The organism is Brachybacterium alimentarium (assembly GCF_002332425.1).
GTDB lineage: Bacteria > Actinomycetota > Actinomycetes > Actinomycetales > Dermabacteraceae > Brachybacterium > Brachybacterium alimentarium.
Genome location: NZ_NRGS01000008.1, coordinates 1 through 19,447 on the forward strand (window position 1 = coordinate 1; position 19,447 = coordinate 19,447).

Consider the following 19,447-nt stretch of genomic DNA (forward strand, 5'->3'; position numbering starts at 1 on the left):
ACCTCGACGTCTATCCCCGCACCGACGCGCCCACCCCGCCACCGACCGCTACACCCTCATCTGCGAAGAGCCGGATTCGTCGTGTCCGGCGTCGTCTCCTCCAGGCTCCTGGTCGTCCGCGAATGAAACGTGTTTCAGGAGTGATCTGTGCGTTCTCGATCCAGAAGGCGAGGACTGACCTGCAGGAACGGCGGCGCGGCGAGCGCTGCGAGAACCGATGCGTGAATGTGATTGACACCACGATGAAACGACTGCACTCTATGGTCATCGGCACCGAGGCCGATACCGGCGATCGAGTGCGAGGTGGGCGAGCATGCGCAGCAGCACCACGATCCGCGATGTCGCCGCCGCGGCAGAGGTCTCCATCTCGACGGTCTCCCGCACGATGGCGCATCCCGAGCTGGTCGCCTCCGGGACCCGTGAGCACGTGCTCGCCATCGCCCGCGATCTCCGGTACCGGCCGGCGCTCGGTCCGAGCACCGACAGGGCCCGCCCCGGGATGCTCGGCCTCGTCGTCCCCGATCTCGAGAACCCCTTCTTCGGCCTGATCGCCAAGGGCGTGCAGGCCCGCGCCCGATCCGCCGGGATGCTTGTGGTGGTCAGCGACATCGAGGAGGACGGCATGCTCGAGCGCACGATGCTCGAGTCGATCGCCTCCGGTGTGGACGGACTGATCCTGTGCTCGCCCCGCGGCGACGACGAGAACATCCTCGACGTCGCGCGGCGCGTGCCCACCGTCACCGCGAACCGCGAGGTCACCGGGGTTCCCAGCGTGATGTTCGACGAGGACCGCGGCATGACGTCCTCGCTGCGGCACCTGCAGGCGCTCGGCCACCGCCGCATCGCGTATGCGGGCGGCCCGCTGCAGTCCTGGACCCATCGCCGTCGCGCGCAGGCGGTCCATCGCTTCGCCGAGCAGGAGAGCGATGTCGAGCTGATCGACCTCGGCTCCTTCCAGCCCTACCTCAGCGGCGGCCTGGGCGCCGCCGATCAGGCGCTCGCCGCCGGCGTCACCGCGATCGTCGCCTTCAACGATCTGCTCGCCCTGGGCATCCTCGACCGGCTCGCGCAACGCGGCGTGCGGGTCCCGGAGGACATGAGCGTCACCGGGATCGACAACGTGTCCGCGGCGACGTACGTCCGCCCGCACCTGACCACGGTCGATGTCCCGCGTGTGCGCATGGGGCGCACCGCCGTCGACCTGCTGCTGTCGACCATGCACGACGGGGCGCCCGCCCCGTCCCCGATCCTCCCGGCCGAGCTGATCGTCCGGGATTCCACCGCTGTCGCACCGGTCGTCGTCGACCGGTGACCATCCCCGCGTCGGCCACGGCCTGCGCATCCGGCTCCCGCCACGCCTCAGTGACGGGACATCACCAGGAGGAACCCGTCATGCGCACCACCCTTCGCCCCACCCTCACCCGTCGCACCGCGACCGTCGGGCTCGTCGCCGTCGGCGCCGCCGCGGGTCTGGCCGCCTGCTCCGCCCCCGGCTCCGGCGGGGGAGAGTCCGACGACGCTCCGGACGAGGAGATCCCCGAGACCCCGTCCGAGGCCGTCGCGCTGAACATCTTCGACGTGGCCGGTGCCCAGAAGGAGCTCGGTCCGATGATCGAGAAGTGGGCCGAGGACCATCCGGAGATCGTCTCCTCGGTGAACTTCGAATCCGGCGACGCCCCGTCCCTCGTGGGCCAGATCAAGCCGCAGGTGGACAGCGGCCGTCTCGAGGTCGACCTGGTCCTGACCGGCAACGACGGTCTGTCCGCCGGGATCGGCTCGGACCTGTGGATCCCGCTGATCGACTCCTACGGGGACCGCCTCGGCAACCAGGACACCTACCTCGAGGCCGCCGCCTCGATGCAGGAGCTCGCCTCCGGCTACGGCATCGTGCTCTCCTACTACCCGTCGGGTCCGCTGCTGCAGTACAACCCCGACAAGGTCGACGAGGTCCCCACCACCCCCGAGGACCTGCTGGCCTGGGCGAAGGAGCACCCCGGTGAGTTCGGCTACGCCCGCCCCGCGAACTCCGGGCCCGGCCGCACCTTCCTCATGGGGCTGCCGTACATCCTCGGCGACTCGGATCCCAAGGACCCCGAGAACGGCTGGGAGAAGACCTGGGAGTACCTCAAGGATCTCGGCCAGTACGTCGACAACTACCCCAGCGGCACCGGTCAGGTCATCTCCAACATGGCCGACGGCAGCTGGAACATGATCCCGACGACCACCGGCTGGGACATCAACCCCCGGGCCACCGGGCAGCTTCCCGCCGAGTACGAGGCCGCCGCGTTCGACGAGTTCACCTGGGTCACCGACGCTCATTACGCCGTCATCCCGGTCGGCCAGAGCGCGGACAAGATCTCCGCCCTGCTCAACCTGCTCAACGGCATCCTCGAGCCCGAGTACAACGCGATGGCCTACGACGAGGGCTACTTCTACCCCGGCCCCGCCGTCGAGGGCGCCACCCTCGACCTCGCTCCCGAGGAGAGCCAGAAGGTCGTCGAGGAGTTCGGTCGCGACTGGTACGACGAGCTCATCGACTCCGCCCCGCAGGAGACCCCGCTCGAGCCGGACCTCATGGTCAAGGCCTTCGACCTCTGGGACCGCGAGGTCGGCAGCCAGGGCTGAGCGCGCATCCGCGACCGGACGACCACCGCAGAAGGAGAGGCGCGACGAGATGACCACGTCAGCCGAAGAGTTCGACACCATCCGCATCGAGAACGTGGGCAGGCGATTCGGGGGCACCACGGCCCTCCAGGGCTTCGACCTGACCGTGCAGCGCGGCGAGTTCATCGCCCTGCTGGGCCCCTCGGGCTGCGGCAAGTCCACCGCCCTGAACTGTCTGGCGGGGCTGCTCCCGCTCACCGACGGGTCGATCCACGTCGGCGATCAGCGAGTCGACGTGCTGCCCCCGGAGAAGCGCGACTTCGGGATGGTGTTCCAGAGCTACGCCCTGTTCCCGCACCTCACCGTGGAGAAGAACGTGGCGTTCGGTCTGCAGATGCGTGGGGTCTCTCGCAGCGAGACCGCCCGCCGGGTCGCCGAGGCACTGCGCCTGGTGCGCCTGGAGGACCAGGCCAAGAAGCTTCCCGGCCAGCTCTCCGGCGGCCAGCAGCAGCGCGTCGCGATCGCCCGCGCGGTCGTCATCGAGCCGCGCGTGGTGCTGATGGACGAGCCGCTGTCGAACCTCGACGCGAAGCTGCGGCTGGAGATGCGCACCGAGATCCGGCGCCTGCACCAGACGCTGGGTCTGACCACCGTCTACGTCACCCATGACCAGGAGGAGGCGCTGTCCCTGGCCGATCGCCTGGTGGTGCTGCGCGCGGGGCGCGTCCAGCAGATCGGCACCCCGCAGGAGCTGCACGACAACCCAGCGAACTGGCACGTCGCCGACTTCATGGGATACCGCAATCTGCTGGAGGCCACGGTCTCCTCGGACGCCGACGGACAGGGCCGGGTGCGGATCCGGGCCGACGACCTCGAGCTCGTCGGCACCGCGGTGAACCCCACCGCGGCAGGGGAGACGGTGCGATTGGCCGTGCGCCCCACCGACCTGGTCGTGCAGACTTCGCAGAGCGCGGCGGCCTCCCCGGTCAACACCATCGCCGCCGACGTCGAGATCGTCGAGTACCAGGGGCGTGACTACGCGGTCGAGGTGCGCACCACCGGAGGACGCACCCTGCACGTGCGCTCCGACCACGCTCCCGAGGTGGGCACGAAGGTGCTGCTCACCGTCGATCCGTCGCGGGCGCTGGTCTATCAGGAGGATCTCGACACCGCGACGACCGTCGCCCATGACACGGCGGTGCCGGCATGACCGCCTCGGCGGTGGGTGGCACGAAGCAGACCCGCGGCACTGCCAGCCTGCGCCACCGTCTGGCCGACCGCGGCATCGACTCCCAGCTGCTGCTGATGGTGCCGGCGATCGTGTTCATCCTGGCGCTGTTCGTCTACCCCTTCGCCTACGGCTTCGGGCTCACGCTCCAGCCCACCGAGGACACGGTGGACACCTGGGGCGGTGGGATCCTGGCGAATTACGTGCGCTTCTTCGGCGATGCGTTCACGGTCGAATCGGTGTGGCTCACGGCGCGTCTGGCGATCCCCGCCGCGCTGTTCAACGTGCTGGTGTCGATCCCGCTGGCGATCAAGCTCAAGCCGAAGTTCCGGGGCAAGCAGCTGATCTCGACGCTGCTGGTCCTGCCGATCACCCTGGGCACGGTGCTCACCGCGCAGGGCCTGCTGATCTTCGCGGGCCGCCAGGGCTGGTTGAACCACACGCTGATGAACCTCGGGATCCTCGATCAGCCGCTGACGCTGGTGCACAACTACATCGGCGTGCTGCTGTCGCTGATCATCTCGGGATTCCCCTTCGCGTTCCTGCTGATCTCGTCGTACCTCTCGGGGATCGACCCGTCGCTGGACCGGGCGGCCCGCGCGCTCGGGGCGGGCTGGGCGCAGCGATTCCTGCGCATCACCCTGCCGCTGCTCGCGCCGGGACTGGCGACCACGTTCATCCTCACCTTCGTGCTCGCCTTCAGCATCTTCCCCTCGGCAACGCTCGTCGGCGACCCGAGCGGATCCACCCGTGTGCTCGCCGTGGTCGCGTACCGCTTCTTCGGTGAGCAGTTCGACTATCCGATGGCCTCGACCGTCGCGATCATGATGGGCCTGGCCGAGCTGGCCGTGGTCGCGATCGTGCTGCTGGGCCGTTCATTCCTGTACAAGGGCTCGACAGGGGGCAAGGGCTGATGACCATGCAGAACGTGGAGAGCGCTCCGCACGAGGACGCACCCACCACCACCGAGGTCGGACCGCTCACCGCGCCGACCCCTCCGGCCCCGAATCCGGCGGCCGACCGCATCCCCGGCGACCGCGCGCTGTCCGCGCAGCCCAGCACCTGGGTGGCGTGGGCCGGCATCGCCGCCTTCCTGATCTTCCTGCTGGGCATCCTGATCAGCGTCGTCATCGACTCCTTCGGCACGGCCTGGTTCGCCAAGTGGCTGCCCGAGGAGTTCACGGCCGGCTGGTACTCGGAGGCCTGGTCCCGCTTCGAGCTGGGCCACGTCATCCTGGTCACGCTGGTCGTCGCCATCTCGGTGGTGGCGCTGTCGATCCTCATCGGGGTGCCCGCCTCCTACACGCTCGCCCGGCGCCAGTTCCCCTTCAAGAAGGCGGTCACGGCGCTGTTCCTGCTGCCGGTGATCATCCCGCCGATCACCTTCGGCATCCCGTTGGCGACCGTGATGTACAACTTCGGGCTGGGCCGCACGGTGCTCGCCGTGATCCTCGTGAACCTGGTGCCCTCGGTGCCGTTCGTGATCATCACGATGACCCCGTTCATCGAGCAGATCAATCCGGCGATCGAGAACGCCGCCCGCATGAGCGGAGCCCGGATGCGCCACGTGTTCGTGCGCATCCTGGGCCCGATCCTGGTGCCCGGGATCCTCGCTGCGGCGATCCTGGTGCTGGTGCGCACCGTGGGGATGTTCGAGCTGACGTACCTGGTCTCCGGACCGGGAACGGACACCCTCGTGGTCTCCATCTTCCGCGCGATGACGTCGGCCGGCGGTTCGGAGCCGCGACCGCTGGTCTCGGCGATGGCGTTCCTGTACACCGCGATGATGCTGATCACCCTGATCATCGCGCTGCGCTTCGTGAACCCGACGCAGCTGGTCGCGCGCGTCAGCGCCGGGGACGACGACTGACGCACGGCAGGGGCGACTGACGCGCTGCGGGGACGGCTGACGCACGGCAGGGGCGCCCGGATGCCCGGGCGCCCCTGCCGTGCGTCGACGCGGAGTTCAGCCCTCCGGGACGGCCTCGCTCATCGCGCTGATCTGGAACGATGCTCCGCACGGATCGGCGATGGTCGCGATCCGTCCGAAGGGGGAGTCGACCGGACCGTCGAGCACGGTGCCGCCGAGCTCGGCCAACGTCGCCAGAGCCGGCTCGGAGGCCTCGACCCCGAAGTAGACGCGCCAGCCGGCGGCGGCCTCGGGCATCACCCCGGTCGCATCGCCCAGTCCCCAGCTGGCCTGCTCCCCGGGGCCGTTGGTCCAGTACCGGAACGAGGTGTCCTCCATGGGGTCGCTCATGGGTACGAGGTTCGCGTCGAACACCTCGGTGTAGAAGGCAGCGGCCGTGTCGAACTGGTGTGTCATCAGCTCGAACCACACGGGGGATCCGGGGCCGCCGGTGAACTCGAAGCCCTGATTCGTTCCGGACTGCCACAGCCCGATGACCGCCCCGGTCGCATCGAGGGCGACGCACATCCTCCCGAAGTCGCTGAGCGAGTCCGGCGGCATCACGAGGGTCCCGCCGGCGGCGGTCACCTTCTGGGCGCGCGAGTCGACGTCGTCGACCTCGAGGAACACACCCCATTCGGCCTCGAGAGGCTTGCCCTCCGGGCAGGTCATCCCGGTGACGTCCATGAGGCCGCCGACGAGCGCGCCCTCCCGGCGGATCAGGTGGTAATGGTGGAAGTCCTCGCCGAGGTCCTCGAACTCCCAGTCGAACAGGCCTGCGTAGAAGGCCTTCGCGGCGGGCAGGTCGGTGACGCTGAGATCGGTCCAGGTGCTGGTGCCGGTGGTGCGGGTCATGTCTCCTCCTGAGATGGTGGGCTCGCGGGCCCGGGCTGCTGTCTCCACGCTAGGAGCCGGCGTCGGCGAAGGATTGTCCGATCGTGCGCACCTTGCTCGAGCCTCGAGCCCGGCGTGGCGGCGTGGCGGCGTGGCGGCGTGGTGACGAGCTGGCGTGGTCGGGTCATGCGTTCGTGCAGCTCGACAAGCTCTATGCATCGCGGACGGCTCTCTGCATCGTTGACGCCTGCGTGCATCGCTGACGGCTCAGCGCCTGCAGAGGCTCGGCAGCGCGGTCAGCAGCGGCGGCCGGGTCATCTCCGGGAGTGTGAAGCGCAGCGTGACCTGCTCGGGCTGCGTGAGCGGCAGGGGGTGGACGGCGACCATCGGGGCCGAGGGAGCCAGCTGGTCCCACGCATCGGCGTGCATCGGCACGGCGAAGCCCAGCAGGAAGGGCGCTCCCGGGCGTAGCGGCAGCTGCACCGTGGAGGAGCCGGAGATCAGCGTGCCCGAGTGCGGCAGCCCGATCGGCGCCGGATGCGGATACCAGCCCACCCAGATCGAGGCATCGCCGCGCGGGCTGAAGGCGGGCGGGAGCTCGATCTCCGCATGCACTGTCCCGGTCCCCGGCCGGAGCAGCGAGAAGGGCCGGGGAGGTGTGTCGCTGATGCGCTCAGCGAGGCGGCGCAGCTGGGCCGGAGGCACTCCGACGGTCTCCCGGAAGCGGCGGGTGAAGCTGGAGAGCGAGGTGAACCCGACGGCGGTCGCCACCTCGATCACCGCCTCGTCGTCGGTCAGCAGAAGGCGCTTCGCGGTATCGATCCGGAGGGCGGTGAGGTACTGGCCGGGCCCGATCCCGGCGTGCCGTGTGAACAGGCGCGAGAAGTGGAAGGGGCTGTATCCGGCGTGGTCGGCGAGATCGCTGACGCTGAGCTCCGCGGGCCGCTCCCGGGCGAGCGCGAGTGCGGAGGCCAGTGCAGGCTCCGTCGGGGGCGGCACGGGCATCGCCGGTGCAGTGAGCGGGGTCACACTCTGAGTGTACCGAGAGGGTCAGTCGATCCCGGGGCGCCGACGGTTCTGCTTGGTCTCGGAGCGACGCTTCTTCGAGGCCAGGCGGCGACGCTGGGAACCCCGGGTCGGCTTGGTGGGCCTGCGCACCACGGGAGGGGCGACCGCCTCGCGCAGGAGCGCGGCGAGCCGCTCGCGGGCGGCCACCCGGTTGCGTCGCTGGGAGCGGTGCTCCTCGGCGCTGATGATCAGCATCGTGCCTGCCAGGCGCGGGGCCAGGGCGGCCAGCACCCGGTTGCGCTGGGTGTCGTCCAGGGCCGTGGTGGTCGCCAGATCGAGGCTCAGCTGCACTTTGGAGTCGGTCGTGTTCACGCCCTGCCCGCCGGGCCCAGAGGAATGCGAGAACTGCTCGAGTAGCTCGGCGGTGGGCACGATCAGGCCTCCCGGTGCGCCGGGGCCAGGGCTCACCTGCAGATCCTCCATAGGACGAGTCTGCCGTACGGCATGAGGACCTCAGTCCTCCTCGCACTCCTCGCGCAGCCGGGGCTCGACCCGGCGCTCGGGGTGATGGCCGCTCTTGTCGGAGTAGAAGGCGCGGATGCGGTCCATGTCAGCGCTGATGTCCCCGGTGAGGGCGAACGTGGGGCCGAGGCCCGTGGTCATCGTCGTGCGATCCACGAAGCCGAGGGTCACGGGCATCCCCGTCGCCCGAGCGATGCGGTAGAAGCCCGATTTCCAGCTCGTGTTCCCGTGGCGGGTGCCGTCCGGTGTGACGACGAGGCAGAAGGACTCCCCGGAGCGGATCCGGTCCACCACCTCGGTGACGACGCGGCTGGGATCGGCGCGGTCCACGGGGATGCCGCCCAGCGCGCGCATGAGCGGATTCCGCCAGCCCGTGAACAGGGTGTGCTTCCCGAGCCATCGGAAGGTGATGCCCAGGCGCCAGGCGATGGCGAGCATGAACACGAAGTCCCAGTTCGAGGTGTGCGGGGCGCCGACCAGCACCGAGGGCCGGGACGGCGCCGGCTCGGACGCCAGCCGCCATCGGCTGACCGTCCAGAACGCGCGAGCGAGGAGGCGGCGACACATGAGTGCAATGTAAGCCACAGCGGCCGCTCGAGCGTCATCGTCGGTGCGCTCGCCGTGACGCCAGGAACCGGCCGAGCGGTCAGGCCGGGTGCTCGGTGCCGTCGTCGGGCGTCTCGTCGCCGGTTTTCGTCGCGGTGCCGTCGTCCGTGGGCCGGGCATTGGGCAGGCAGCCCCCGAGATCGATGCTCTGCTGCAGCATCACGGAGGCGGCGAGGCCTTCGCCGCCGCAGGAATCGACGCGGTGCGCACCAAACAGCTCGTCATGGAAGCCGCGAAAGGGGCCGACGGACCGGCGGGGAGTACGCAGCGCTGGGGCTGACGTGGGTCGGGGCCGAGGTGATGGATGCACCGCCCGGTCCGACGCGAACCGGGGCAAGGGTGGACCCACCACGGTTCCGGGAGCACGATGGGGTCATGACGGATCCGAAGCAGCCCCTCACCTCGTCCGAGATCTCCGACGCCGGGCTCACCGGCTGGAAGCAGGTCGAGGACACGATCACCGCGCAGTTCTCCACCGGGGACTTCGCGACCGGCCTGACGTTCGTGAACCGGATCGGCGACTCCGCGGAGGCCGCCGATCACCATCCGGACATCACCCTCACCTACCCCTCCGTCGCGATCACGCTGACCAGCCACGACGTCGGCGGCATCACCAGCCGGGACGTGGACCTCGCGCGCACCATCACCGAGCATGCCGCAGCGCTCGGGGTCTCCGCCGACGAGTCCTGACCATGCCGATCATGCCCTGACAGCGGTCGGGGCGAGCACCCCGGTGGTGGGAGAATCGCCGTATGACCGCAACCCTCGTGGCCCATGGCCTGGCCGGCGGGTACGGCCACCGCACCCTCTTCGACCACCTCGACCTGACCGTCGCTCCCGCCGACGTCGTCGGAGTGGTCGGTGCGAACGGCGCCGGGAAGTCGACGCTGCTGCGGCTGCTCGCGGGGGTCGACGTACCGCAGGAGGGGACCGTCTCCCTGTCCCCGGCGGATGCTTTCGTGGGCTGGCTCCCCCAGGAGCATGAGCGGGTCCCCGGGGAGAGCGTCGCCCAGTACATCGCCCGGCGTACCGGATGCGCCGAGGCCACGCGCGACATGGATGCCGCGGCCGCAGCGCTCGCAGAGACGGAAGCCGCGGGTCCGGGAGGCGCTGATCCTGCCGACGTCTACGCGACCGCGCTGGACCGCTGGCTGGCCAGCGGCGCCGCGGACCTCGAGGATCGGGCCCCGGCGGTCCTCGCCGACCTCGGGCTCGAGGTGGGCCGCGAGGACGTCCAGCAGACCCTGATGACCACGCTCTCGGGAGGGCAGGCCGCCCGCGTGGGCCTGGCCGCCCTGCTGCTGTCCCGCTTCGACGTCGTGCTGCTGGACGAACCCACCAACGACCTCGATCTCGACGGCCTCGAACGGCTCGAGGCGTTCGTGCGCGGGCTGCGCGGCGGAGCGGTCCTGGTCAGCCATGACCGCGAGTTCCTCGCCCGCTGCGTCACCCGGGTGCTCGAGCTCGACCTCGCCCAGAGCAGCAACCAGGTCTACGGCGGCGGCTATGAGTCCTATCTCGAGGAACGGGCGACGCTGCGCCGCCATGCGCGAGAGCAGTACGAGGAGTTCGCCGACAAGAAGGCAGGGCTCGTCGCCCGCGCCCGCACCCAGCGAGAATGCTCCAGCCAGGGCGTGCGCAACGCGATGAAGAAGGCTCCGGACAATGACAAGATCCGCCGCCGGGCGCAGTCCGAATCCAGCGAGAAGCAGGCGCAGAAGGTGCGGCAGATGGAGAGCCGGATCGCGCGGCTCGAGGAGGTCGAGGAGCCGCGCAAGGAGTGGCAGCTCGAGTTCTCGATCGGGGCGGCACCCCGCTCGGGATCGGTCGTCTCCACGCTCTCCGGTGCCGTGATCCGTCAGGGAGATTTCACCCTCGGCCCGGTCTCCCTGCAGGTCGACGCGGGGGACAGGATCGGGATCACGGGCCCGAACGGGGCCGGGAAGTCCACGCTGCTGCGCGCCCTGCTGGGCCACCGTGCGCCGGACGACGGCTCAGCGCGCCTCGGAGCCGGGGTGCAGATCGGTGAGATCGATCAGGCGCGCTCGCTGCTCGCCGGGTCCCGTCCGTTGACCGCGGCCTTCGAGGCGCAGGTCCCGGAGATGTCGCCCTCGGAGGTGCGCACCCTGCTGGCGAAGTTCGGACTGCGCGCGGATCACGTCGGGCGCCCGGTCGACGAGCTCAGCCCGGGGGAGCAGACCCGCGCGGCCCTCGCGCTGCTGCAGGGCCGGGGCGTGAACCTGCTGGTGCTCGACGAGCCGACCAACCACCTGGACCTCCCCGCCATCGAGCAGCTTGAGCAGGCACTTCAGGCGTACAGCGGCACACTGCTGCTGGTGACCCATGACCGGCGCATGCTCGCCACGGTCCGGACGGATCGACGGTGGCGGGTGGAGGACGGTCAGGTGCGCGAGGTCTGAGGCGCCGGTGGGATCTCTCGGCCGTCGTCGTCCGCCGAACCCATCGTGCCCTGGGGAAAGAGTCCAAAACGTTATGACGTGACCGTGTGGAAACCGGAGCGCTCGGTGCGTGATCTGTGATGTGATCGAACATCCCTGACGAGGCGGTCGGGACCCGTCGACGACGTCGCCGATAGGTCCGGTCACATCCTCGTCGCTGCGCGTACTCACTGAGGAGAAGACCCATGAGGATCGGACGACGGACATTCGCCACGCTGGGCCCGGTCGCGGCGCTCGGACTGCTCGCCGCCTGCGGGAGCGAGGACTCGGGAGGTTCCGCAGGAGGGGACGAGGAAGACTTCGTCACCGACCTGACCTTCGGCACCGGTGGCACTGGGGGCGTGTACTACCCGCTGGGCGGCGAGTACGCCACTATCTACGAGGACAGCATCGATGGCGTGACGGTGAATTACACCGACAGCGGGGCCTCGGTGGAGAACATCGGCAAGATCTTCCAGGGCGAGTGGCAGCTCGGGATCGTCCAGAGCGACACCGCCCAGACCGCGGTCACCGGGACCGGCGAGTTCGAGGGCGCGAAGGTGGACAACGTCGGCTGGATCGCTGCCCTCTACCCCGAGGCCGCGCACATCGTCGCGCTGGCGAGCAGCGGATTCGAGAGCCCGGAGGATCTCAAGGGCAAGCGGATCGCCGTCGGCGACGTCGGTTCCGGCACCCGCGCCGCCTCTGACGCCATCCTCGCCGCCTACGGCATCGAGGAAGGCGACTACGAGCCCTTCGAGCAGGACTTCGCCAGCTCGCTGGACCTTCTGCGCGACAACAACATCGACGCCTCGATCTTCGTGGTCGGGACCCCGACCGGCTCGCTCGGCGACCTCGCCGCGACCAACGAGGTCACTCTGATCTCCATGGACCAGGAGAAGGCGGATGAGGTGGCCGGCGAGACCTCGTTCGACGCCTACACGATCGAGCCCGATTCCTACGACTTCCTCGAGGAGCCGGTCATCACTCTGTCCGTGGCGGCGACCCTGGTCGCCTCCACCTCGCAGGTCAGCCCCGAGCTGGGCTATGACCTCACGGCGGCCACCTTCGAGCACGCCGATCAGATCACCCTGCCGCAGGGAGACCTGATCACCCACGACTTCGCCCTCTCGGGTCAGGGCGATGTCCCGCTGCACCCGGGCGCCGAGAAGTACTACAAGGAACAGGGGCTCATCTGACATGACCTCCGCAGACCACGAGCACGCACCGGGGTCCTCGGAGCTGGAGGTCGACGAGGTCGCCACGGCCGAGGCGGAGGAGCGTGCGCAGGAGGTGCTGCGCGAGCACGACTCCTCCAGCCGGTTCCGCACCCACCTCGGGGTCTGGGCCTGGATCGTCGGCGGTCTGTCCGTCGCGCTGACGCTCTTCCATCTCTACACCGGGATCTTCGGATCGCGCCCCTCGCTGATCCAGGGCGCGGTCCACCTGGCCGGGGCCACTTCGATCATCTTCCTGCTGTACCCGGCCAGCAAGCGTCTCTCCCTCGAACGGCGAGGAGTGCCCTGGTACGACGCGATCCTGGCGGTCGCCGCCCTCGCGGTGAACCTGTACATCGTCGTCCAGTACACGCACCTGACGAGCAACATGGTGCAGATCCTGGGCTTCAGCCAGCTCGACTACATCGTCGCGACCCTCGGGATCGTGCTGGTGCTGGAGGCGACGAGGCGCTGCGTCGGGGTGCCGATCGTGCTCATCGCGCTGGCGGCGATAGGCTATTCGACCCTGATCGTCGGGCAGTCGTGGGAGAACTTCGCCGTCGGCACGTTCTTCACCGCCCGCTCCGGCATCTTCGGCACGCCGATCCAGGTCTCCTCGACCTTCATCTTCCTGTTCCTGCTGTTCGCCGTGGTGCTGATCCACACGAACATCGGGGTGTTCTTCAACGATCTGGCGTTCCGCGCCACCGGCCGCTTCACCGGTGGACCGGCGAAGGCGGCCGTCGCGGCCAGCGGGCTGCAGGGCATGATCTCGGGCTCCTCGGTGGCCAACACCGTGGCCTCGGGCTCGTTCACTATCCCGATCATGAAGAAGGCCGGGTTCCGCCCGCACTTCGCCGCGGCGACGGAGGCGACCGCGTCCACCGGCGGCCAGATCATGCCGCCGATCATGGGCGCCGCCGCGTTCATCATGGCCGAGTACACCGGGATCCCGTACAGCGAGATCATCATCATCGCGATCATCCCGGCCCTGCTGTACTTCCTCGGCGTCTTCCTGTCGGTGCACTTCGAGGCCAAGCGGTCAGGCATCAAAGGGCTCCCGCTCGCGCAGCTGCCGACGTGGAAGTCCCTGCTCAAGAGGATCGACCTGATCCTCCCGTTGATCGTCATCGTCTACATGATGCTGTCCGGCTTCTCGCCGGCGCGTGCTGCGCTCTGGGGCGTGGGCGTCGCCTTCGTGCTGAGCTTCGCGCGGAAGTCGACCCGGATGTCCTTCGCGGGGATCGTGAAGACCCTGGAGGCGGCCGCACGCACCGCGCTGCCGGTGATCGCGGCCTGCGCCACGGCGGGCATCGTCGCCGGCACGGTCACCGGAACCGGCCTGGGCGGTCGCCTCGGCAACAGCGTCATCGACCTCGCCCAGGGCAACTTCCTGCTGGTGCTGTTCTTCACCATGCTGGCCAGCCTGGTGCTGGGAATGGGACTGCCGACGACGGCCAACTACGTGGTCACGGCCACCGTCGCCGCGCCGATCCTCTACAACAACTTCGACGTCCCGCTGATCTCCGCGCACATGTTCGTCTTCTTCTTCGGCATCCTCGCGGACATCACCCCGCCGGTGTGCCTGGCGGCGTACGCGGGCTCCGGGATCGCGAAGTCGAATCCGCTGCGCACGGGCGTCACGGCCCTCAGGTTAGCCATCGCCGGCTTCCTGATCCCGTTCGTGTTCGTCCTGGAACCGTCCCTCCTGCTCGAAGGAACGGTCGCGGAGCTGATCCCGGCACTGGTGACGGTAATCCTCGGAATGGCGGCGATCGCCGGCGGTCTCGCCGGGTTCCTGGTCACGAGAGCCGGAACCGTGGAACGGGTGCTGCTGATCGCCGGCGGCGTGCTGATGGTGTACCCCTCGATACCGGTCTCCGCTGTCGGCCTGGTCCTCGCGGTGGTCGTGGTGGTGCTGCAGGTGATCAGGCGCCGCCGCGGCGCAGACGGCCCCGGGACGGCGGAGACAGCCATCGCCTGAGCGTCCGGAGCCCTCGCCGTATGCGGCATCGGGGGAGCGAGTGAGGCACCGGGAGAGGCACCAAGAGAGGCATTGAGCACCCTCCGACGCCCCGGGCGTCGGGCCGTCTGGACGAAAATCCCACGCTGTATACAGTGAGAACACAGGTTGTACCTGGCAGACGTCTTCACGGCCGTGCCCTTCGTCGTAGGGGCGGCGCGGGCCGCTGCCTCAGCCTGCCCAGTCCCCGAGCGAACGGAGTTGCGTCGCGATGAGCGATGACGAGCAGGATGTCGGCCGACGGAGCACGGTGCGGAAGGAGCGGGCCGAACGGCCTGCAGGCCATCCGCTGGCGAGCATCGACTACTCGCGGCCCCAGTACCCCCATGACATCCACCCGGCCCTGGTGCCGGGTATCGCCATCGATGAGCAGCGTCGCCGCTACAGCGTGGACAAGGTCGTGTTCGGCGTGGCCGGCGTGCTCACGGTCGCGTTCGTGATCTGGGGCATCGTCGACCCGGCGGGGGTCGGCGAGGTCGCCGACATCGCCTATGCCTGGACGATGACGCACCTGGGCTGGCTGTTCAACGCCGTCGCCACGGTGGTGCTGGTCGCCCTGCTGATCCTGGCCTTCTCCCGCTACGGGAAGATCCCGCTGGGCAAGGACGGCGAGAAGCCCGAGTTCTCCACCTTCTCGTGGGTGGCGATGCTGTTCGCCGCCGGCCTCGGCATCGGCGTGATGTTCTGGGGGCCCTCGGAGCCGCTGACCTACTTCCTGACCCCGCCGCCGCTGACGAACGACCCCGAGACGGTCGAGGCGATGCACATGGCGCTCGCCCAGACCTATTACCACTGGGGTTTCCACGCCTGGGCGATGTATGCCCTGGTGGGAGGCGCTGTCGCCTACGCCGCCTACCGGCGTGGCCGTACCCTGCTGATGTCCTCGATCTTCGAGCGGCTGTTCGGCAAGAAGCTCACCGAGGGCTGGGCGGGTCAGCTGGTGGACATCTTCGCGATCATCGCGACCCTCTTCGGCACCGCCGCGGCCCTCGGGATCGCCGTGCTGCAGATCGGCGAGGGCGTGGTGATCGTCTCCGGCGCCTCGGAGCTGACCAACACCGTGATGATCCTGATCATCGGCGTGCTCTCGGCCGGCTTCGTGATCTCTGCCGTCTCCGGCGTCTCGCGCGGGATCCGCTACCTGTCGAATATCAACATCGTCCTCACGATCGGCTTCGCCGGGATGCTGTTCATCCTGGGGCCGACCCTGTTCCTGCTGAACCTGCTGCCGTCGGCCGTCATGGAGTACGCCGGATCGCTGTTCGCGATGATGGCGCGCTCGGCCTCCTGGGGCTCGGACACGCTGGACTTCCAGTCCACCTGGACCGTCTATTACTGGGCCTGGTGGATCTCCTGGTCGCCCTTCGTGGGCATCTTCATCGCCCGCATCTCCCGAGGCAGGACCATCCGCCAGTTCCTGCTCGGCGTCATCGGCATCCCGTCCTCCCTGCTGTTCGTGGCCTACGGGATCATGGGCGGCACCGCGATCTCGATGTACCGCGAGGGCAAGCTCGGGGAGCTGGACTCGGTGAATCCGGCACAGGTGCTGTTCTCGATGGTGGAGAACCTGCCGCTGTCCGGCGCGCTCCCGGTGCTGATCATGATCATCCTCGCGATCTTCTTCATCACCGCCGCGGACTCCGCCTCCGTGGTGATGGGCATCCTCACCACGCGCGGCAGCCAGAACCCGCCCAAGCTCGTCGTCGTCTTCTGGGGCCTGGTCATGGGCGGGATCGCCGTGGTCATGCTGCTGCTGGGCGACGAGAGCGCCCTGGAGGGGCTGCAGTCGCTGGTGATCATCACCGCCGTGCCCTTCGCCCTGGTGATGCTGCTGATCATCATCGCCTGGGTCCGCGAGCTGCGCACCGATCCGCTGACCCTGCGCCAGCAGTACGCGGAAGTGGTGGTGAGCAACGCCGTCGTCGACGGGGTGGATCGCTTCGACGACGACTTCAGCCTGCAGGTGATCCGTGCCAAGCCCGGCGAGGGCGCAGGCGCGGATGTCGACTCCACCCATGAGGACTACACCGACTGGTACCAGCGCACCGATGAGGAGGGCGAACCGGTCGGCTTCGACTTCGCGACCGGGGAATGGGCCGACGGGTGGAGGCCCGAGACCGGGGAGATCGAGACGGTCGCCTCGGACGAGCACGACGAGCACGACGAGCCGTCGTCCGACGACGGCGCATCGCCCGCGTCCCCGCTGAAGGAATGAACCGGTCCCCGCAGCAGGATGGAGACGGGCACCGCCGCGCCGCACCGACTGCGTCGACCGCATCGACCATGAAGGAGGAACCGTGACCACGAGACCGAATATCGTCGTCATCCAGGCTGATCAGATGGCCGCCCAGGCGCTGGGCGCGTACGGCGACACCGCCGCTCGCACCCCGCACATCGACGAACTGGCGGCCGACGCCGCCGTCTTCGATCGCGCCTACTGCAACACTCCGCTGTGCGCGCCCTCGCGCGCCTCGATGATGACGGGGCGCATGCCCTCGGACATCGACTGCTACGACAACGGTTCCGACTTCGCCGCGTCGATCCCCACGTTCGCCCATCATCTGCGCGCCGTCGGCTATCACACGGCGCTGGTGGGGCGGATGCACTTCATCGGCCCGGACCAGCACCACGGATTCGAGCAGCGCCTGACCACTGACGTCTACCCGGCGGACATGGACATGGTCCCGGACTGGCAGCGGGACCTCGGCGACCGGCTGCAGTGGTACCACGATGCCGATGCGGTCCACACCGCCGGCGTCTCCCAGGCCACAGTCCAGCTCGATTTCGACGACGAGGTGGGCTTCCGCGCGCTGCGTCATCTGAACGACCGGGTGCGCGCCGACCAGGCGGCGGGGGAGCGGGTGCCGTTCCTGATGGTCACCAGCTTCATCCACCCGCACGACCCCTACGAGCCGCCGCAGGAGCACTGGGACCGCTTCGCGGACGTGGACATCCCCGCCCCGCGGCACCCGGAGGCCCCCGATCCCGCGCAGGACCCGCACAGCCACCGGCTGCGCGCGATGAGCGGCTTCGACCAGCGCGAGACCAGCGACGAGGAGGTGCGCCGGGCCCGGCGCTCCTATTACGCCGCGGTCAGCTACATCGACGACCACATCGGTCGGATCCGGGAGCGTCTGGAGAGCCTGGGCCTCTGGGAGGACACGGTCGTCGTGGTCACCAGCGACCACGGCGACATGCTCGGCGAGAAGGGGCTGTGGTTCAAGATGTCGCCCTACGAGGAATCCTCGCGGGTGCCCCTGATCATCCACGGACCCGAGGACCTCGTGCCGGCCGGCCGCTACGCGAACCCGGTCTCGCTGCTGGACCTCATGCCCACGCTGCTCGAGCTCGGCGGGGCCGACGGCGCCACCTCCGCGGCGGCCGAGGCGACCGCCCCCGCACGGCAGGGACTCTCCCTGCTCGAGTCGGCCCGCCGTGAGCGCAGCGGCACCACCGGTCCGGCGGACCGCGACGTGATCATCGAATACCTCGCCGAGGGCACGCTGCGCCCGCAGCTGACGCTGGTGCGCGGCCGACACAAGTTCGTGGTCTGCCCCGGGGACCCTGATCAGCTGTTCGACCTGGACACCGATCCTCACGAGCTCCGCAGCATCACGGCCGATCCCGACCAGGCCGAGCTCGTGGCGGACCTGCGCGCAGCGGTCGGGGCGCAGTACGACCTCGACGCCCTCGAGGAGAAGGTCCTGGCGAGCCAGGCGCGACGCCGTCTGGTCGCACAAGCCCTCCAGAACGGCCGCTCGCGTCCCTGGGACTACGAGCCGGACCCCGAGCAGCGGTACGTCCGCGGCGACTTCTGGGGAGCTCTCGGCTACGGGCAGATCCGCACCGCCGGGCGCTGACCAGGAACGAGTGGACGACAGCGGGGCCGAGGTAACCGTCCGGGACCGGATGGCCGCCCCGGCCCCGCTGTCGTCCCACCGAGGTCCGGAGACCGGCCGCCGTCTGCGTCGGGGCCGGGAGACCGGTCCACGTCGGATCACCGCTCCGCGTCGGCGCCGCAGGACCGATCGACGTCGGATCACCGCTCCGCGCCGGCGCCGGGGACAGCTCAGTCGCGGCGCCAGGAGGCCACGCGTGCCCTGAGCGCCCAGAAGAGCATCCTCGACATCGCGGCCGGTCCGTAGCGGACCCCGTCGGAGTAGGGCTTGTCCGAGCGCAGCGCGGCATCGGCCCCGCCGTCGATGAAGACGATCTGTCCGGCCATGAACGAGTTCTCGGCGCTGATCATCCAGCTGATCGCGTCGGCGACGGCCTGCACGGGGCCGGGGAACCCGAGGGGCTGGGGGAGCGCGGCGCTGAGCATCCGCACCTCGTCCGGCGCGGCGAGCAGCTCGTCCCGAGCGGTGTCGGTCTCGACCACTCCGGGCGCGACGACGTTCAGGACCACGCCGGTCCCGGCCCACTCCTCGGCGGTCGCGGACTGCCGCACCCACCGGTTCAGCGCGATCTTCGAGGACCGGTACAGCATCCCGCCGCGCCCGGCGGCCACAGCGCGCTCGGCGGCGGCGCCCGCAGCTTCCTCGTCGCCGCGCAGGCACGCGGTGATGACGTCGTCGTCCCCGGCGGAGAGCGAGGCCGCGGAGGAGACGATCACGACCCGGGGCTGCTCCTTCAACCGCAGCAGGGGCCGCAGCCCGGCGAGCACGGAGAGGGTGCCGAAGTAGTTCACGTGCACGGCGTCGGCCGAGGCCTCGGTCAGTCCGGCCACCAGGGCCAGACCGTCCAGACCGCCCGGCGCGCGAGCGGCGATCTCCTTCATGAGCAGATCGCGGCCGCTCTCGGTGCCGAGGTTCGCCCGCACGTCCATCTCGGCGCCGAGGCCGCAGCGGAGCACGCGGCCGCCCTGCTCCTCGAGCGTTCGCGCCGTGTGCTCGCCGATGCCGGAATCGGCTCCGGTGACGACGTAGGTCCGTCCCTCATGGCCGGGCATGATGCTCCCCCTCGTGCTCCCGAACGGCGTCACGATGGTGGGACGCCTCACCCTCGAGGCTACTCGGCTTCCGGTCCCAGGAATGTGAGTGCTCCCCGCGGAGTTCT

The 19,447-nt window shown here is 69.5% G+C and carries 18 protein-coding genes; 12 read left to right on the plus strand and 6 right to left on the minus strand.

The features are described 5' to 3' along the window. Positions 1-313: 313 nt before the first annotated feature. The 5 genes from CIK71_RS06785 (at position 314) to CIK71_RS06805 (ending at position 5,702) form a co-directional block, all read left to right on the plus strand. Positions 314-1,312, plus strand: coding sequence for a LacI family DNA-binding transcriptional regulator (locus tag CIK71_RS06785; RefSeq protein WP_096164441.1), 999 nt, complete (start codon positions 314-316; stop codon positions 1,310-1,312). A gap of 80 nt (positions 1,313-1,392) precedes the next feature. Further along, entirely contained in the window at positions 1,393-2,625 is a 1,233-nt protein-coding gene (locus CIK71_RS06790; RefSeq protein ID WP_096164442.1) for an extracellular solute-binding protein, read from the plus strand. A 49-nt stretch (positions 2,626-2,674) separates the two neighbouring features. Further along, entirely contained in the window at positions 2,675-3,814 is a 1,140-nt protein-coding gene (locus tag CIK71_RS06795; protein WP_096164443.1) for an ABC transporter ATP-binding protein, read from the plus strand. Next, complete coding sequence (locus CIK71_RS06800; protein ID WP_096164444.1) at positions 3,811-4,746, plus strand: ABC transporter permease; 936 nt, start codon at positions 3,811-3,813, stop codon at positions 4,744-4,746. The genes CIK71_RS06795 and CIK71_RS06800 overlap by 4 nt, the downstream gene beginning before the upstream one ends. Further along, positions 4,746-5,702, plus strand: a complete 957-nt coding sequence (locus CIK71_RS06805) for an ABC transporter permease (RefSeq protein WP_241964076.1) — start codon at positions 4,746-4,748, stop codon at positions 5,700-5,702. The genes CIK71_RS06800 and CIK71_RS06805 overlap by 1 nt, the downstream gene beginning before the upstream one ends. A gap of 96 nt (positions 5,703-5,798) precedes the next feature. Here the strand turns inward: CIK71_RS06805 and CIK71_RS06810 are convergent, their stop codons facing one another. Beyond that, the gene (locus CIK71_RS06810; RefSeq protein WP_096164445.1) at positions 5,799-6,596 is read right to left on the minus strand and encodes a VOC family protein; all 798 of its coding nucleotides are present in this window, start codon (positions 6,594-6,596) and stop codon (positions 5,799-5,801) included. A gap of 83 nt (positions 6,597-6,679) precedes the next feature. Between CIK71_RS06810 and CIK71_RS17680 the strand changes: the two genes are divergently transcribed. Next, positions 6,680-6,838, plus strand: a complete 159-nt coding sequence (locus CIK71_RS17680; protein ID WP_176485574.1) for a hypothetical protein — start codon at positions 6,680-6,682, stop codon at positions 6,836-6,838. A gap of 4 nt (positions 6,839-6,842) precedes the next feature. Here the strand turns inward: CIK71_RS17680 and CIK71_RS06815 are convergent, their stop codons facing one another. The 4 genes from CIK71_RS06815 to CIK71_RS18160 form a co-directional block, all read right to left on the minus strand. Next, positions 6,843-7,604, minus strand: coding sequence for a helix-turn-helix transcriptional regulator (locus tag CIK71_RS06815; RefSeq protein ID WP_245857362.1), 762 nt, complete (start codon positions 7,602-7,604; stop codon positions 6,843-6,845). 21 nt (positions 7,605-7,625) lie between these two features. Continuing rightward, positions 7,626-8,066: an alternative ribosome rescue aminoacyl-tRNA hydrolase ArfB gene (gene arfB, locus CIK71_RS06820; protein WP_096164446.1), complete on the minus strand. Its 441-nt coding sequence runs from the start codon at positions 8,064-8,066 to the stop codon at positions 7,626-7,628. A gap of 30 nt (positions 8,067-8,096) precedes the next feature. Beyond that, positions 8,097-8,672 (minus strand): 1-acyl-sn-glycerol-3-phosphate acyltransferase, encoded by a 576-nt coding sequence (locus tag CIK71_RS06825; RefSeq protein WP_096164447.1) that lies wholly within the window; start codon positions 8,670-8,672, stop codon positions 8,097-8,099. Positions 8,673-8,751: 79 nt separating this feature from the next. Continuing rightward, positions 8,752-8,874 carry a hypothetical protein gene (locus tag CIK71_RS18160; RefSeq protein WP_257007929.1) on the minus strand — a complete coding sequence of 41 codons (123 nt, stop codon included), beginning with the start codon at positions 8,872-8,874 and terminating at the stop codon, positions 8,752-8,754. A gap of 212 nt (positions 8,875-9,086) precedes the next feature. Between CIK71_RS18160 and CIK71_RS06830 the strand changes: the two genes are divergently transcribed. From CIK71_RS06830 to betC, 6 genes are all read left to right on the plus strand, one after another. Then, the gene (locus CIK71_RS06830; RefSeq protein ID WP_096164448.1) at positions 9,087-9,401 is read left to right on the plus strand and encodes a 4a-hydroxytetrahydrobiopterin dehydratase; all 315 of its coding nucleotides are present in this window, start codon (positions 9,087-9,089) and stop codon (positions 9,399-9,401) included. A gap of 62 nt (positions 9,402-9,463) precedes the next feature. After that, positions 9,464-11,131: an ABC-F family ATP-binding cassette domain-containing protein gene (locus CIK71_RS06835; protein WP_096164449.1), complete on the plus strand. Its 1,668-nt coding sequence runs from the start codon at positions 9,464-9,466 to the stop codon at positions 11,129-11,131. A 224-nt stretch (positions 11,132-11,355) separates the two neighbouring features. Further along, on the plus strand, positions 11,356-12,348 hold the full coding sequence (locus CIK71_RS06840; protein WP_096164450.1) for a TAXI family TRAP transporter solute-binding subunit: 993 nt from the start codon (positions 11,356-11,358) through the stop codon (positions 12,346-12,348). A 1-nt stretch (position 12,349) separates the two neighbouring features. Continuing rightward, entirely contained in the window at positions 12,350-14,350 is a 2,001-nt protein-coding gene (locus CIK71_RS06845; RefSeq protein WP_096164451.1) for a TRAP transporter permease, read from the plus strand. 250 nt (positions 14,351-14,600) lie between these two features. Then, positions 14,601-16,604, plus strand: a complete 2,004-nt coding sequence (locus tag CIK71_RS06850) for a BCCT family transporter (protein WP_096164452.1) — start codon at positions 14,601-14,603, stop codon at positions 16,602-16,604. Between the two features lie 82 nt (positions 16,605-16,686). After that, a complete protein-coding gene (gene betC / locus CIK71_RS06855; protein WP_096164453.1) occupies positions 16,687-18,249 on the plus strand; it encodes a choline-sulfatase in 1,563 nt (520 codons plus the stop codon). Positions 18,250-18,458: 209 nt separating this feature from the next. Here betC and CIK71_RS06860 read toward each other — a convergent pair whose 3' ends face one another. Next, entirely contained in the window at positions 18,459-19,340 is an 882-nt protein-coding gene (locus tag CIK71_RS06860) for an SDR family oxidoreductase (RefSeq protein WP_096164454.1), read from the minus strand. Between the last annotated feature and the right edge of the window lie 107 nt (positions 19,341-19,447).